The sequence below is a fragment of the Streptomyces sp. NPDC051561 genome (assembly GCF_044454195.1).
In the GTDB taxonomy this organism is placed as follows: domain Bacteria; phylum Actinomycetota; class Actinomycetes; order Streptomycetales; family Streptomycetaceae; genus Streptomyces.
In genome coordinates, this window is sequence record NZ_JBITDM010000001.1 from 287896 (window position 1) to 303640 (window position 15745).

A 15745-nucleotide genomic window follows, 5' to 3' on the forward strand; every position below is an offset into this window, starting at 1 on the left:
GGTACAGGGCGGGTGAGACACGGCTCACCCGGGGCGGCCCCGTTCGCCTGCCAAAGCCCTAGGGGCGCCGCACCTCGAACTGGAAGCACCCGTACTCCACGGCCCGCACGTGCACCAACGCGACCTCCGGCTCCGCGAAGGCCTCCACGAGGACCTCATCGAACCCTGCCGTGGCGTCTTCCGGGATCTCGAAGAGGCGGCCTCCGACGATCCGGCCCGCGGAGTCGTAGCGGCGCACGGTGCGCAGCGCGCCCGGCCTCGCGAAGGGGTACCCGTCGGCGGGCTCCGGCCCCTCGCATGCGTCGGCGTGGACGAAGACCGGTCCCACTTCGTCGTACGCCCCCGGCTCCGCCCCGGCTGCGGCGGCCCAGCGGCGCAGCGGGGCGTACGAGACGAGCGCCACTCTCTCCCCCTCGCGCACGGCGCGCAGGCAGCACCGCAGCGGGCTGCCGACACTGTCGACGGGTGCGCCGTCCCCGGCGGTGAACGGGGCGACCGCACGGCCCGCGTCGTCGGACTCGCGGAGTTCACCGAGGGCGGCGGGGTGGATGGGGAGCGGGGTGTGGGCGGTGGGGATGGCTGGGGTGGTGATGTCTAGGCCGGTGATGTCTGTGGTGGTGGGCGTCATGGCTCCAGCGTCGAGCGCCGGAGAGCCGGGGGCTGGCGGAAATCGGACGTCGCGTTAGCGGTTTCCGCCGGTCAGCAGCAGGTCCGCGAGCGGGGTGCGGGTGTGGTGGACGGAGCGGCCGGTGCGGGTGGTGGTGAGGAGGCCCGCGGCGCGGAGGGCCGAGGTGTGGGCGGAGGCGGTGGCGTTGCTGACTCCGATGCGGCGGGCCAGCCCCGTGGTCGTGCGGGCTTCGTCCAGGGAGCGCAGGAGGGCGAGGCGGGTACGGCCGAGGACGCCCGCGAGGGACTCGCCCTGTTCGTCCTGGGGGCCGGTGCCGTCACCGTCACTCTCCGGCAGGAGCGGCAGCCCCGGGCCGGCCGGATGGGCGAGCGACACCGGGCGGTCGGGGAGGTGCGGGAGGTCCTGGACGAGAGGGCCGCGCCGCCAGTGGAAGGTCGGCAGCAGGAGGAGTCCACGACCATCGAGGTGCACGTCCCGTACGGCATGAGCGTCCCGTACGGCATGAGCGTCCCGTACGGAGCTGGCGTCAGGCTGCGGCCATTCCCAAATGCCTTCGCACAAGCGGGAATTGGGGACGAGTGCCGTCAGCGTGGCGGCGAGCCCCTGTTCGGCGAGGGCCAGGGCGTGGCGGGTGAACTCGGCCCGGTGCAGGTCCTGGACCAGGTTCCACACCGGCGCGAGGACCGTCCCGTACGCCGCCCGGTGGGCCCGTTCGAAGGTCCGCCAGGCTTCGGCGTCCCCGTCGTGCAGGGCGCGGATCCACGGCGGGGCGGGGCGCCCGGCGTACACCTGCCTGAGTTCGGAGCGTACGAACTCGGGGCGGTGCGCCCTGATCTGCTCGAACCCCTCGCCCGGGGAGTCTCCGAGTACGTCGAGGAAGCCCGGCGGCACCCCGCCCGGCACCAGATCGGCCAGCGGCTCCACGGCACCCGGCATCCCGCGCAGCAGCCTGCCCCGCCAGCGCCCGAACAGCGGCTGCTCCCCCTCGGGTGCGCCCAGCATCAGGAACGCGGCGTGCAGTTCGGGCACGGGCGAGGGCCGGGGCGCGAACCGCACCCGACCGAAGTCCTCCGCCGTGAAATGAATCCGGATCATGTACGCCCTCCCCCCTGCCGGCCCCGCCATACTGCCGCACCGCCGACGACCTGCCAGGATGCACCCCTCCCGCACCCCGCGCCAGCCTTTCGGGTCAGGCCGCAAGCCTGGACCGGGGGTGGTGCCCACGCCCAGGCTGCGGTGCATGAACTCCCCCTGGACCACCGACTGGACCACCGACCGCCGCTCCCTGGTGAAAGGCGCGCTCGCGGGCAGTGCGGCGTTGCTGCTCGGCGCCGCCCCGGCCTCCGCCGACGTACCCGGACCCCGCCTGCCCGCCACTCCGCCACTCCGCCTTCCCGCACCCAACGGGCCCTACTCCGTGGGCAGTTCCGTCCGTCACCTCGTCGACACCTCCCGCGACGACCCCTGGACGCCCGCCATCGGCGTACGCGAACTCATGGTCACCGTCCTGCACCCCGCCGCCCCCGGCCACCGCTTCCCGCGCACCCCGCAGATGACCCCGGACGCCGCCGGGCACTTCGCCGGACTCGTCCCGCACATCCGCCCGCTCCCGGCGACCGGCGTCGACTGGGCGGCCACCCTCACCCACGCCAGGACCGGCGCCCCCGCCCTGCCCGGACGTCACCGCCGCCCCGTGCTCCTCTACAGCCCGGGTGGCGGCGACCCCCGCACGCTGGGCGGTTCCCTCGCGGCCGACCTCGCCTCGTACGGCTGGACGGTCGTCCTCGTGGACCATCCCGGGGAGGCGAGCGAGGTGGAGTTCCCCCACGCGCGGCCCGGTCGCGAGCGGGTGCGGCCCACCACCCTGTTCGGCCCGCCGGACGCCGCGACCTACCGGACCATGATCGACACCCGGGTCGCCGACCTCCGTTTCGTACTGGACGCACTAGGTCTCGACCGGGTCGGTGTGTACGGACACTCGGCCGGTGGTGCCGCCGTGGCGCAGGCTCTTCACGAGGACCGGCGGATCGTCGCCGCGGCGAATCTGGAGGGCTATCTGGACTGGGCGGACGGCGAACTCCTGCCGGTGGCACGCCAGATGACGGACCGTCCGCTGCTGCTCGCCGGGACCGAAGGATTCCGTGACGCCCGGCTGGACCGGACCTGGGGAGCCCTCCTCGCGCACGGCGGCCCCCTCTCCCGGCGCGAACTCGACCGCACCCATCACTGGGCGTTCACCGACTACGCGGCGATGGTGCCGCAACTCCAGCGGGCCGGACTCATGACCGCCGAGCAGCGGGCCGTCATGGTCGGCCCTGGCGAACCTCGGGTCACCGTGCCTGCCGTACGGAATCTCCTACGGTCGTTCTTCGCGCGGCACCTGCCGGCCCGAGGCTGACGAGCCACAAGCCACGAGCGGCGCGGAACACAATACCCGTCATAGGGTGGCGAGTTGAGCCGACCCGGCACCTGAATCGACTGGAGCAGCCATGAGCACCGCACTCCTCGTGATGGACGTCCAGCAGGCCATCGTGGATATCGCGGACGAAGACGGATCCGGGTACCTGCCGCGCCTGCGCAGGGCGATCGACGGGGCCCGGGCGGCCGACATCCCGGTGATCTACGTGGTCATCGGGCTGCGTCCCGGCTTCCCGGAGGTCGGCACGCGCAACAGGGCCCTGGCCGCCATCGCGGAGGCCGGGCTGTACGTCCAGGGCGAACCCGGCACCGAGATCCACCCCGAGGTCGCACCCCGGCCCGGTGAGGTGGTGGTCACCAAGAAGCGGGCGAGCGCGTTCTCGGGCAGCGATCTGGATCTGGTGCTGCGGGCGCGGGGGATCGACCGTCTCGTACTCGCCGGGATCGCCACCAGTGCCGTGGTGCTGTCCACCCTGTGCCAGGCGAACGACCTGGACTTCGGCCTGACTGTCCTCTCCGACGGGTGCCTGGACACGGACGCGGAGGTGCACCGGGTCCTTCTTGAGCGGCTGTTTCCGCAGTGGGCGGACGTCGTGACCATCGACGAGTGGCTCAAGTCGACCGCGGCTCGGTAGCGCCGGTTCCGGGTCAGCGTCCCTTCCGGATCATCGACATCAGGCGGTCGTGGGTCTCCCCGTCGGCGGCCACCACGAGACCGCGTCCGCCGCCGTCCCCCGCCCCGGCCTCTTCACCCTCGACGCCCGTGACCACGCATCCCGCGGCCCGGCACAGCGCGATGCCCGCCGCGAAATGCACGCTCCGGGAGAGGTCGCCGCCGTCCGTGACGTAGGCCGCGCGCTTGCCGGTCGCGACCCAGGCCAGCGCGAGCGTGGTGGACACCACGCGGGGCCGGAAGCGGGCCGCGAACTCGGGGGAGGCCAGCAGGTTGACGGCACGGAAGCCGGGGGCGCCGGGGAACGGGGGGTCCAGATTCACGTCGACGAGGGAGGTGTCCGGCGTGGGGGTGAGCGGGGCGTCGACCCCGTCCTGACGCACCCAGGCGCGCTTGCCGTCGGTGTGGAAGACCTCGCCGGTGAACGGGTCGGCCACGGCCGCCGCACCACCGCGCAGGGCCACATTGACGGCCACCAGCATCGTGCCGACGGCGTAGTTGAGCGTGCCGCACAGGGGGTCGACCAGCCACTGACGGGCGGACCGGGCGGCGCCCTGCTGTCCGCCCTCCTCACCGAGCACCGAGTCGTCGGGGCGGGCGTTGCGGAGCACTTCGAGGATCGCCTCCTCGGCGGCCAGGTCGGCGGTGGTGGCGAAATCCCCGGCCCCCTTGTCGACCCGGTCCAGGCGTCGTCCGTACATCGCGCGCACCACATCGGCACCGGCGCGGGCGGCGGCTGTCGCGACGGCGGAATCGTCCAGTGCTGCAAGTGAGTTGGTCATGCCGAGCAGAATATGGGGCCCGCCCGGCGGGGCCGGGCCGCGCGCCCGGATGGCCGGAAGTGTCCGTTGACCGGGGGCGGTGGGCTGCGGGACCCGCCCTGGCCGCCCCGCACCGGGGCGGCTAGCGTCCCTGCATGAACATGGATGCTGCTGCTTTCGACCCGTGGTCGCCGGAGTTCCTGGCTGACCCCTACCCCGCCTATGCCGGGCTGCGTGAGCGTGGCCGGGTGCACTGGTTCGAGCCGACCGGGCAGTGGCTGGTGCCGCACCATGCCGATGTGTCCGCGCTGCTGCGTGACCGGCGGCTCGGCCGCACGTACCAGCACCGATTCGCGCACGAGGAGTTCGGGAGGACCGCGCCCCCGCCCGAGCACGAGCCCTTCCACACCCTCAACGACCACGGGATGCTCGACCTGGAGGCACCGGACCACACCCGGATCCGCCGCCTGGTATCGAAGGCGTTCACTCCGCGCACTGTTGCCCAACTCCAGCCGTACGTAGAAGAGTTGGCCTCGGAATTGGTGGCCGGGCTGGTGGCTGACGGGGGCGGTGATCTGCTGGGCAGGGTGGCCGAGCCGTTGCCGGTGGCGGTGATCGCGCAGATGCTGGGGATTCCCGAGGCGGACCGGGCGCCGCTGCGGCCCTGGTCGGCGGACATCTGTGGGATGTACGAGCTGAATCCGTCGCAGGAGACGGCCGAGCGGGCGGTCCGCGCCTCGCTCGACTTCTCCTCCTACCTGCGCGATCTGATCGCCCACCGCCGGGACCACCCGGGCGACGACCTGATCTCCGGTCTCATCGCCGCGTACGAGGACGGCGAGCGCCTCACCGAACAGGAGATGATCTCCACCTGTGTCCTGCTGCTGAACGCGGGCCACGAGGCGACGGTGAACGCGACCACCAACGGCTGGCACGCGCTCTTCCGCAACCCGGAGCAGCTGGCCGCCCTGCGCGCGAACCCGGACGCCCTCCTCTCCTCGGCGGTCGAGGAGCTGATGCGGTACGACACGCCGCTCCAGCTGTTCGAGCGCTGGGTGCTCGACGACATCGAGATCGACGGGGTGAAGATCGCGCGGGGGCAGGAGGTGGCGCTGCTGTTCGGTTCCGCCAACCACGACCCGGCGGTCTTCGCCCACCCCGGGCGGCTGGACCTCGCCCGGCAGGACAATCCCCACATCTCCTTCAGCGCGGGCATCCACTACTGCATCGGGGCCCCGCTGGCCCGTATCGAACTCGCCGCTTCCATGCGCGCGTTGCTGACCCAGGCTCCGGATCTGCGCCTGGCGGCGGAGCCGGAGCGCAGGCCGAACTTCGTGATGCGGGGGCTGGCGGAGCTGACAGTGGAGGTGTGAGGGACCCCGGTCCTTGCGCTGTCGGCGCTCCTGGCGCGGGAACCGGGATCGGGGCCGGCGCGGGGGCTTGGACACAGGCTCTGAGGCCTGGGCCGGGGCGGTCAGAGGATCGGTGGCCGCCCCAGCCGGGTCATGCGCCACACCGTGCGCCACTTCATCGCCTTGCGCGGGCCGCACGGGGTGCGCATCCCCTCCCGGAACCCGCCGAACCACGCCCGCAGCCCGCCCGGCGACCGGGTCCGTACCACGGTGAGCAGCATCCACACACCGAGGTAGACAGGGACCAGGGGCCAGGGCAGCCTGCGGCGGGCGAGCCAGACGCGGTTGCGGGCGGTGTAGCGGTAGTGGGTGGCGTGCCGGGCGGGGGATGTCCTGGGGTGCCGGAGGACGAGTTCGGGCTCGTAACTGATCTTCCAGCCCGCGTCGAGGCACCGCCAGGCGAGGTCGGACTCCTCGTGCCCGAAGAAGAACTCGGCGGGCCACAGGCCGGTTTGGCCGAGCATCGGGACGGAGAGGGCGTGACCGCCGCCGAGGAAGGCGGTCACCGGGCCGCCCCGCATGGGGTCGTCGGCGCGCAGCCGGGGGATCCAGCGGCGTTCCGTGTGCCCGTGTTCGTCGGCCACCCTGAAGCCGACGATGCCCAACTTCGCTTCCCCGGCGAAGAGTTGACCGACGCGACGGAAGACGTCGTCGGCGATGAGCAGTCCGTCGTCATCCAGTTCGACGACGACATCCACCTCACCCGCTTCGCACAGGGCGCGCAGTCCGACGTTACGTCCGCCGGGGCAGCCGAGGTTCTCCGCGAGCGGGATCTTCAGGACGTCGTCACCGACGATGACATCGGTGAGCGGGGTGGCGTTGCCGATCAGCACCACCTTCGCGGGAACGTCCTGCCTCGCCACGGAGGCGAGCAGGTCCGCCAGTTCCTTCGGGCGGGTGCCCATGGTGACGATGACGACGCCGATGCGGGGCAGCGGTGTGGTGGGTGGCACGGCGGCGGGCTCCCTGGGTGGGTCCTGGGCGGGTGGGGATCGGTTCGGCGCCGCTCGCTTACCCCAGGGTGTCCTTGAGGAAGGTGTACTTCAGGGCCTGGAGTCTGGCGGTCTGGGCGTTGTCGGCGGCACTGCTGTGGCCGCCGCCGGGGGTCTCGTGGAAGAGGACGCGGTGGCCCTGGGCCCGGAGGAGAGCGGCGGTTTTGCGGGCGTGGGCGGGGTGGACGCGATCGTCGCTGGTGGCGGTGTAGAGGAGGACGGGCGGGTAGCTGCGGTCGGGGTGGAAGTGGTGGTACGGGGAGATGGCGTCGAGGTGGGGGCGGTCGGCGGGGTCGTCCGGGTCGCCGTACTCGGCGATCCAGGAGGCGCCGGCGAGCAGCAGGTGGTAGCGGCGGAGGTCCAGGAGGGGGGCGCCGATGATGGCGGCGCCGAAGAGTTCGGGGTAGCGGGTGACCATGGCGCCGATCAGGAGGCCGCCGTTGCTGCGGCCCTCGATGCCGAGTTGGGCGGGGGTGGTCAGGCCCCGGGTCACCAGGTCGCGGGCGACGGCGGCGAAGTCCTCGAAGGCGCGCGGGCGCCCGGCACCGAGGGCGGCGCGGTGCCAGGCGGGGCCGTACTCGCCGCCGCCCCGGATGCCCGCGATGACGTACGTACCGCCCCGGGCGAGCCAGCCCCGGCCGCGCAGGGAGCTGTAGCCCGGGGTGAGGGTGTGCTCGAAGCCGCCGTATCCGTAGAGGAGGGTGGGGCCGGGGCCGGTGGGGGCGGCGGGGCCGATCACGAAGTACGGAACGCGGGTGCCGTCTTCGGAGGTGGCGAAGTGCTGGCGCACGTGGAGGCCCTCGGGGTCGAACTGCGCAGGGGCCTGTTTGAGTTGCTCGGTGGTGGAGTGGGGGTCTGCGGTGGCTTCGCCCCGGTACAGAGTCGGCGGCTGGAGGAAGCCGTCCACGGCGAGGAAGTACTCGTCGGTGTCGGGGTCCGTGCCGGTGAGGGTCGCGGAGGCGAGGGGCGGCAGCTCGGTGAGAGGGTGGCGGGCCCAGGGGGCGGGGGCTGGGAGGCCCTGCACTGCGGACTCCCGCGCTGCGGACTCCCGCGCTGCGGACTCCCGCGCTGCGGACTCCCACGGTGGGGTGAGGATTTCGATGCTGGTGGTGACGTCGGTGAGGACTTCGAGGATCAGGTGGTTGCGGGTCCAGGAGTGGCCGTCGAGGGCGGTGCGGGCGGTCGGGGTGAAGAGGACGGTCGCCTCGCGGGCGCCTGCCAGGAAGGCGTCGAGGGTGAATGCGAGGAGGGAGCCTGCCGGGTGGCCCAGCCATTCGCCCTTGGGGCGGACGATCAGCCACTCGCGGTGCACATAGGCGGTGGCGTCGGCGGGGGCATCGATCTTGAGCGGCTCGCGGTTTCCGGCGCCTCCGTGACCGAGGAGGTAGAGGTCGCTGTGCCAGAAGTCCCGGTGGACGGAGAGGAAGTCGCGCTCGTAGCCCGGGGTGGGGTCGTGCCACGCGGTTGCCGAGAGGTCCTCGCGGGCGGCCGCGAAGACGAGGTCGGCATCGGCGAGGGGGGTGCCGCGCCGCCAGCGGCGTACCGTACGCGGATATCCCGACGTGGTGAGCGAGCCGGGGCCGAGGTCCGCGCCGACGTACACGGTGTCCTCGTCGATCCAGCCGATACGGGTCTTGCCCTCGGGCACCCGGAATGCCTCCGCCCCCTCCGGCACGAACTCCCCTGTTTCCAGGTCGAATTCGCGGATGACGACGGCGTCGGTACCGGACGGGGACAGCCGCACGAGGGCACGCCGATGGTCCGGATACCGCACCCGGGCCCCGTCCCACACCCAGTCGACCCCCTCGGCCCGGGCCAGGGCGTCGACGTCCAGCACGGTCTCCCACTCGGGGTCGTGCTTGCGGTACTCCTCCAGGGTGGTGCGCCGCCAGATGCCCCGTATGTGCTCGGCGTCCCGCCGGTAGTTGTAGAGGTGTCCGCCCCGGCGGCGCACATAGGGAATGCGCCGGGAGTCGTCCAGCACCTCCCGCAGCTCCCCCTCCAGCTCGGCGAACTCAGGTCCTTCCAGAGCCCGTTCGCACTCCTCGGTGCGTGCCCGCACCCAGGCGAGCGCGTCCGGTCCCTCGATGTCTTCCAGCCACAGGTACGGGTCGTCGGTGATCACGGGTTCAAGTATGGCCGGGCCGGGGGCCGGACCGGTCAGGATTGGAGGGGCCGGACCGGTCAGGATTGGAGAAGCACTGGTCGTGGGGCCACGCCTAATCTGAACCGCATGAGCAACCCTTCGCCCGCAGAACCCCGCTCCCGCGCCCGGCGCCGCAGCGACACCGAGTACCGGCTCACTCATGACGAGGACCTCTGGGTGGCCACCGCCTCGGACGACGGCATGCCGTACCTGGTACCGCTGTCCTTCCACTGGGACGGCGAAGCACTCCTGCTGTCCACCCTGGCGGACAGCCCGACCGGCCGGAATCTCGCGGCCAACCACGGCATCCGGCTGGGGCTGGGGGGCACCCGCGATGTGTACATGATCGACGGCGAGGTCGAGGTCCTGAAGATCGACGCCCTGCCGCAGGAGCAGGGGGACCGGTTCGTCGCCCACACCGGTTTCGACCCACGTGCGTACGACGCGGCGTACTCCTGGTTCCGCATCCTCCCCCGCCGCATCCAGGCCTGGCGGGAGTCGAACGAGATCGCCGGCCGCGAAGTGATGCGGGACGGACGCTGGCTGGCCTAAGAGGCCGCGCCCGGACCCCGACCTCGGATGGATAGCAGTACCGACAAGACATACCGGACGTACTGTCGAAGCTCGCCACGCAACACCCCGTACCTCACCCAGGGAGACACGATGAGCAAGACCACGAAGACGGGCTCGCCGTCGTCCGCCGCGTCCCGCACCGCCGACAGCCACGACATGATCCGGGTGCACGGTGCGCGCGTGAACAACCTCAAGGACGTCAGCATCGAGATTCCGAAGCGGCATCTGACGGTGTTCACCGGGGTATCGGGGTCGGGCAAGAGCTCGCTGGTGTTCGACACGATCGCGGCGGAGTCGCAGCGGCTGATCAATGAGACGTACAGCAGCTTCGTGCAGGGCTTCATGCCGACGCTCGCGCGGCCCGAGGTGGATGTGCTGGAAGGTCTGACCACGGCGATCATCGTCGATCAGCAGCGGATGGGGTCGGACCCGAGGTCGACGGTCGGGACGGCGACCGACGCCAACGCGATGCTGCGGATCCTGTTCAGCCGGCTCGGGAAGCCGCACATCGGGTCGCCGGGTGCGTACGCGTTCAATGTGCCGTCGGTGAAGGCCAGCGGGGCGATCACCGTGGAGCGCGGCAACAAGAAGACGGTGAAGGCGACCTTCAACCGCACCGGTGGCATGTGCACGCGGTGCGAGGGGCGGGGGTCGGTCTCGGACATCGATCTGACGCAGCTGTACGACGCGTCGAAATCGCTCGCGGAGGGCGCGTTCACCATTCCCGGGTGGAAGTCGGACAGCTTCTGGACGGTACGGGTCTACGCGGAGTCGGGGCTGCTCGATCCGCACAAGCCGATCGCGAAGTTCACGAAGAAGGAAATGCAGGACTTCCTCCACCGGGAGCCGACCAAGGTGAAGGTCGACGGGGTCAATCTGACCTTCGAGGGGCTGATCCCGAAAATCCAGAAGTCGTTCCTTTCCAAGGACCGCGAGGCTATGCAGCCGCACATTCGCGAATTCGTGGACCGGGCGGTCACCTTCACCACCTGCCCCGAGTGCGAGGGCACCCGGCTCAGCGCGGAGGCCAGGTCGTCGAAGATCAAGAGGATCAGCATCGCCGACGCGTGTGCGATGCAGATCAGCGATCTGGCCCAGTGGGTGGGGGGCCTGAAGGAGCCGTCGGTGGCGCCACTGCTGACCGCGTTGCAGCGGGCGCTGGACTCGTTCGTGGAGATCGGGCTGGGGTATCTGTCGCTGGACCGGGCGTCCGGGACGCTGTCGGGCGGCGAGGCACAGCGGGTGAAGATGATCCGCCATCTCGGGTCCTCGCTGACCGATGTCACGTATGTCTTCGACGAGCCGACGACAGGGCTGCACCCGCACGACATCCAGCGGATGAACAACCTCCTGCTGCGCCTGCGGGACAAGGGCAACACGGTCCTCGTCGTGGAGCACAAGCCGGAGACGATCGCCATCGCCGAGCATGTCGTGGACCTCGGCCCGGGGGCCGGCACGGCCGGCGGGTCCGTCTGCTTCGAGGGCACGGTGGAGGGCCTGCGGGCCTCCGGCACCGTCACCGGACGGCACTTCGACGACCGGGCGCAGCTCAAGGAGAAGGTGCGCGGGTACGACGAGGTGCTCCAGGTCCGCGGCGCGGACACGCACAACCTCCAGGATGTCGATGTCGACATTCCGCTCGGGGTGCTGACCGTGGTCACCGGTGTCGCGGGCTCCGGGAAGAGCTCGCTGATCCAGGGCTCGGTGGTCGGTGCGGAGGGCGTCGTGCACGTCGACCAGGGGGTCATCCGGGGCTCGCGGCGGAGCAACCCCGCGACGTACACCGGGCTGCTCGAACCGATCCGCAAGGCGTTCGCGAAGGTGAATGGGGTGAAGCCGGCGCTGTTCAGTGCCAACTCCGAGGGTGCCTGCCCCGCCTGCAACGGCGCGGGGGTCGTCTACACCGATCTCGGGATGATGGCGGGCGTCGCCACCACCTGCGAGGAGTGCGAGGGCAAGCGGTTCGACGCGTCGGTACTGGAGTACCGCCTCGGCGGCCGGGACATCAGCGAGGTGCTCGCGATGCCGGTGAGCGAGGCGCTGGAGTTCTTCGCCGACGGCGAGGCCCGCACCCCGGCCGCGCACAAGGTCCTGGAGCGGCTCTCGGACGTCGGCCTCGGCTACCTCACCCTCGGCCAGCCGCTCACCACGCTCTCCGGCGGCGAGCGCCAGCGCCTCAAGCTGGCCACCTCCATGGGCGAGAAGGGCGGGGTGTACGTCCTCGACGAACCCACCGCGGGACTGCACCTCGCTGATGTCGAGCAACTCCTGGGCCTGCTCGACCGGTTGGTGGACTCAGGCAAGTCGGTCATCGTCATCGAGCACCATCAGGCGGTCATGGCGCACGCGGACTGGATCATCGACCTCGGGCCCGGCGCGGGCCACGACGGCGGCCGGATCGTCTTCGAAGGGACCCCGGCGGATCTGCTGGCGGACGGCTCGACGCTCACGGGACAGCATCTGGCGGAGTACGTCGCGGGGTGACTCGACGCTCACGGGACAGCGTCTGCGGAGTACGTCGCGGGGTGAGAGGACGCCCGGGGGCCGCCTCGGGTGTGCGTGACCCCGCCGCAACGGCATGCCGACAGGCCGTCCTCTCCCCCGATGGGAGGACGGCCGTCGGGACCGGTCGCTCCACCGGGCCCAGGATCTCCCCCACGGATCCCCTGCCGGCCCGGTGGCGACCGTGCGGAACACAGTGCGGCGCGGCTCTCGCCGCGCCGTCCCCCGTACTGCTGAACACAGAAGTTACGGGCGGTGCACGGCCCGCAGCGTCCCACAGTGGGTTGATACCCGGCTGCAACCAGCGTGGTAGTCGCGACCGTTCTGCAACCCACGCGGTAGGTCACCCGGTTGACGTTCCGCACCCGCAGGGTGCATACGCTGCGGGAATGCGGATCCGCTCTTCTCCTGTCCGCCGTGGGCCGAGCGCACTCCCCGGCTCCGGCACCACCCACCCCGCCGCTCCCTCGCGGGGCCGGTGGGGCTCCAGGCAGTTGCGGGGGTCGACGCAGCTGGGGGGCTCCGGACGGCTGTGGGGATCAAAGCAGCTGGGGGGCTCCGGACGGCTGTGGGACTCCCGGCACCTTGATGTGCTGCTGGCCGTCGCGCAGACCGTGGTCGCGGTGCTGCTCGGGCAGGAGTCCGTGCGGCAGGGGTGGCCGGTTCTGGACCTCCCCGGGTACCTGCTGCTGAGTCTGATCACGCTGCCGGTCGCGCTGCGCACCCGTATGCCGGTGATCTCCTGCCTCGTGGTGCACGGCGGCTGGGCCGCCTACATCGCGGCCGGGTACTGGCCGGTCGCCGCCTGCACGGGCCCGATGCTCGCCGTGTACACCGTCGCCTCGCTGCGTCCCGCCCGTACGTCGGCGGCGTGTGCGGCGCTGATGGCCGGGGTGTGGATCTACGCGGGGCTGCTCGACCCGCGTGCCTCCATGCCCTCCGTGCTCGCCCAGGCACTGGTCTGGCCCGGGGTGGTGTGGCGGTTCGGATACGTCGCGGGCCGGTCCTCCGAGCTGGCCCGCAAGCTGAGGCTGGAGCAGAAGGAGCGGGCCCGGCGCGAGGTGGCGGCCGAACGGGGTCGGATCGCAAGGGAGTTGCACGACGTGGTCGCCCACCACATGTCGGTGATCTCGGTGCAGTCCGGGCTGGCCCGCTTCGTCCTTGAGTCCGATCCGCCGACCGCGCGGGCCGCGCTCAGCACCATCTCGGGCACCAGCACGGAGGCGTTGGAGGAGATGCGCCGGATGCTGCGGCTGCTGCGTGCGGACGACAACGGTGACTCCGGTGCCACGGGCGGCGCACCGGAGGCCCCGATGCCGGGTCTGGCGCGTCTCGCGGAGATGGTGGAGCGGGTACGGGCCGGAGGTGTGCCGGTGGAGCTGCGGGTGGAGGGCACCGCGCGCCCGCTCGCCCCGGGGGTGGAGCTGTGCGCCTACCGGGTGGTGCAGGAGGCCCTCACCAATGTGGTCAAGCACGCGCCGGGCGCCGCCACGCTCGTACAACTGCGGTACGAGGCTCAGGAGGTGAAGGTACTGGTGCGGAACGAGCCACGGGGGCCGAATCCGGCCACAGTCCAGGCCGGACTGTCCGTCGGGGGCGGCCACGGGTTGATCGGAATGCGGGAGCGGGCGAAGCTCTACGGCGGAACGATCAAAATCGGCCCGCAGGGTGACGGCGGCTACGAGGTCCGCCTCACGCTGCCCACCTCCCCGCAGGCCGTTCGACAGGAGGACGACGTCACTTCATGAGCTGCACCGGACGGCCCGTATGACCGACCACGCGCACGGGTCGGCGGAGGCCGCCGGGGGCGCCCCGAACGCGCGGGTGCTGGTCGTCGACGACCAGTTCCTGATCCGGGCCGGTCTGGTGGGGCTGCTGCGGGCCGCACCGGGTTTCGAGGTGGTGGGCGAGGCGGGCGACGGCACCGAGGCCGTCGAGCTGGCCGCCGCGCTGCGCCCGGACGTCATCCTGATGGACATCCGGATGCCCGGGATGGACGGCATCGCGGCCACCGAGAAGATCCTGGCCGACGCCCCGCAGCCGGCCCCCAGGGTGCTCGTCCTGACCACCTTCGACCTCGACGAGTACGTGTACGGGGCGCTGCGCGCCGGGGCGTCCGGATTCCTGCTGAAGGACTCCGGGCCCGAGCGGCTACTCGCTGCCGTGGCGGCGGTACGGGGCGGGGACGCCCTCTTCGCGCCGAGCGTCACCCGTCGCCTGGTCGAGGCCTACGCGGGCCGCACCGAGCGGGCGCGGGACATCGAGGAGCGGATCCCGGCAGTCACCCCGCCCCCGCCGCCCGACCTGGAGCTGCTGACCGACCGCGAACTGGAGGTCCTGCGGATGGCGGCCCTCGGTCTGTCCAACGCGGACATCGCCGAACGTCTCTTCATCAGCGGCGCCACCGTCAAGACCCACCTCAACCGCGCCATGACCAAACTCGGCCTGACCAGCCGCGCCCAGGCCGTGGTGGTGGCGTACGAGACCGGCCTGGTGGTCCCCGGCGGGAACCTCTGATCCGCCGGTTCCGGACCGCCGGTTTCCGGACCGCCGGTTTCCGGACCGGCGGTACGGACCGATGGGCCGCCCTTACGCTGCCCCCATGACCAACTCCTCCCCGGCGCGGATACGCCTCAGCGGGCAGCACGTCCGCGAGGCCGTCGCCCACAGTCTCGGCCTCCTCTCCGACCTCCCCGGCCCGCAATAGCAGCTGCGCGTACGACATCACCCACGGAACGCGTCCCCGGGCCCCCCATCAGGACCCCCCGCCGCACCTGCCCGCGCTCGCCCTCGCCCGGCTGTTCCCCGATGTCGCCGTCCGCGGCACGCCGTGGCAGACCCTGCTGTGGGCAACCGGCCGCATCGAGCTGCCCGACCGCCCTCTGCGCAAGGAATGGCGTTGGTACGGCGCACGGCGCGACGCCGGCTGAGAGCTCTCAGTCGTCGACCGTGATCATGCCTCGGCTGACTGCCGTCATCACGGCGGCGGTCCGGTCGTCGACCTCCAACTTGCCGAAGATCCGCAGCATATGGGTCTTTACGGTGGCTTCGCCGATGAACAGTTCGGCGCCGATCGCGGCATTGGTCAGCCCTCGCGCGACCAGCCGCAGCACCTCGGCCTCGCGGGCGGACAGGGCGCTCTTCCTCGGGTTGCGCGCCCGCCGGGTCAGCCGCGCCGCGACCGACGGGGTCAGTACGGTCTCGCCGCGGGCCGCGCTGCGGATCGCGGCCAGGAGGTCCGCCAGGCCGGCGTGCTTGAGGAGGTAGCCCGTCGCGCCCGCCTCCACCGCGCTGAGGATCAGATCGTCGGAGCCGTACGTGGTCAGGACCAACACCCGGCACTGCGGGCGGAGTCCGGCAAGTCGGGCGGTGGCGGCGACTCCGCCGCCACCGGGCATCCGCAGGTCCATCAGGACGACCATGGGCTTGAGTTCCAGGGCCATGGCCACGGCGTCATCGGCGTCGGCCGCCTCGCCGACCACCCGCAGATCGTCCTCGGTGTCCAGCATGCCGCGCAGTCCCGCGCGGACGACGGGGTGATCGTCGGCGATCAGCACCGTGATGGGGTGGGCGGCCGGATCTACGGCCGGCTCCCCGGCGGTCGCTGCGGCCGGTCCCCCTCCGGCCGCAGCGACCGGCC

13 protein-coding genes are annotated in these 15745 nt (G+C 71.8%); 7 read left to right on the forward strand and 6 right to left on the reverse strand.

What is annotated here, in order from left to right:
• Positions 1–58 precede the first annotated feature (58 nt).
• Positions 59–628, reverse strand: coding sequence for a DUF1203 domain-containing protein (locus ACIA73_RS01250; protein WP_399436138.1), 570 nt, complete (start codon positions 626–628; stop codon positions 59–61).
• Between the two features lie 54 nt (positions 629–682).
• Positions 683–1723: an ArsR/SmtB family transcription factor gene (locus ACIA73_RS01255; RefSeq protein WP_399436139.1), complete on the reverse strand. Its 1041-nt coding sequence runs from the start codon at positions 1721–1723 to the stop codon at positions 683–685.
• 145 nt (positions 1724–1868) lie between these two features.
• On the opposite strand from ACIA73_RS01255, the gene ACIA73_RS01260 reads away from it, so the two are divergent.
• Both ACIA73_RS01260 and ACIA73_RS01265 read left to right on the forward strand, forming a co-directional pair.
• Positions 1869–3026, forward strand: coding sequence for an alpha/beta fold hydrolase (locus ACIA73_RS01260; RefSeq protein WP_399436140.1), 1158 nt, complete (start codon positions 1869–1871; stop codon positions 3024–3026).
• A gap of 91 nt (positions 3027–3117) precedes the next feature.
• Positions 3118–3681, forward strand: a complete 564-nt coding sequence (locus ACIA73_RS01265) for a cysteine hydrolase family protein (RefSeq protein WP_399436141.1) — start codon at positions 3118–3120, stop codon at positions 3679–3681.
• 13 nt (positions 3682–3694) lie between these two features.
• Here ACIA73_RS01265 and ACIA73_RS01270 read toward each other — a convergent pair whose 3' ends face one another.
• Positions 3695–4501, reverse strand: a complete 807-nt coding sequence (locus ACIA73_RS01270; protein WP_399436142.1) for an inositol monophosphatase family protein — start codon at positions 4499–4501, stop codon at positions 3695–3697.
• A 140-nt stretch (positions 4502–4641) separates the two neighbouring features.
• On the opposite strand from ACIA73_RS01270, the gene ACIA73_RS01275 reads away from it, so the two are divergent.
• Positions 4642–5853 (forward strand): cytochrome P450, encoded by a 1212-nt coding sequence (locus ACIA73_RS01275; RefSeq protein WP_399436737.1) that lies wholly within the window; start codon positions 4642–4644, stop codon positions 5851–5853.
• A gap of 101 nt (positions 5854–5954) precedes the next feature.
• Here the strand turns inward: ACIA73_RS01275 and ACIA73_RS01280 are convergent, their stop codons facing one another.
• Both ACIA73_RS01280 and ACIA73_RS01285 read right to left on the reverse strand, forming a co-directional pair.
• Positions 5955–6797, reverse strand: coding sequence for a glycosyltransferase family 2 protein (locus ACIA73_RS01280; RefSeq protein WP_399436738.1), 843 nt, complete (start codon positions 6795–6797; stop codon positions 5955–5957).
• 106 nt (positions 6798–6903) lie between these two features.
• Positions 6904–9009: a prolyl oligopeptidase family protein gene (locus ACIA73_RS01285; protein WP_399436143.1), complete on the reverse strand. Its 2106-nt coding sequence runs from the start codon at positions 9007–9009 to the stop codon at positions 6904–6906.
• A gap of 108 nt (positions 9010–9117) precedes the next feature.
• Here ACIA73_RS01285 and ACIA73_RS01290 point away from each other — a divergent pair, with 108 nt between their 5' ends.
• The 4 genes from ACIA73_RS01290 to ACIA73_RS01305 all read left to right on the forward strand — a co-directional run bounded on the left by ACIA73_RS01290 (position 9118) and on the right by ACIA73_RS01305 (position 14622).
• Complete coding sequence (locus ACIA73_RS01290) at positions 9118–9582, forward strand: pyridoxamine 5'-phosphate oxidase family protein (protein WP_399436145.1); 465 nt, start codon at positions 9118–9120, stop codon at positions 9580–9582.
• A 111-nt stretch (positions 9583–9693) separates the two neighbouring features.
• Positions 9694–12087 (forward strand): ATP-binding cassette domain-containing protein, encoded by a 2394-nt coding sequence (locus ACIA73_RS01295; RefSeq protein WP_399436146.1) that lies wholly within the window; start codon positions 9694–9696, stop codon positions 12085–12087.
• A 407-nt stretch (positions 12088–12494) separates the two neighbouring features.
• Positions 12495–13853 (forward strand): sensor histidine kinase, encoded by a 1359-nt coding sequence (locus tag ACIA73_RS01300; RefSeq protein ID WP_399436147.1) that lies wholly within the window; start codon positions 12495–12497, stop codon positions 13851–13853.
• 19 nt (positions 13854–13872) lie between these two features.
• Complete coding sequence (locus ACIA73_RS01305) at positions 13873–14622, forward strand: response regulator (protein ID WP_399436148.1); 750 nt, start codon at positions 13873–13875, stop codon at positions 14620–14622.
• 419 nt (positions 14623–15041) lie between these two features.
• Here the strand turns inward: ACIA73_RS01305 and ACIA73_RS01310 are convergent, their stop codons facing one another.
• Complete coding sequence (locus tag ACIA73_RS01310; RefSeq protein WP_399436739.1) at positions 15042–15668, reverse strand: response regulator; 627 nt, start codon at positions 15666–15668, stop codon at positions 15042–15044.
• Positions 15669–15745: the final 77 nt, after the last annotated feature.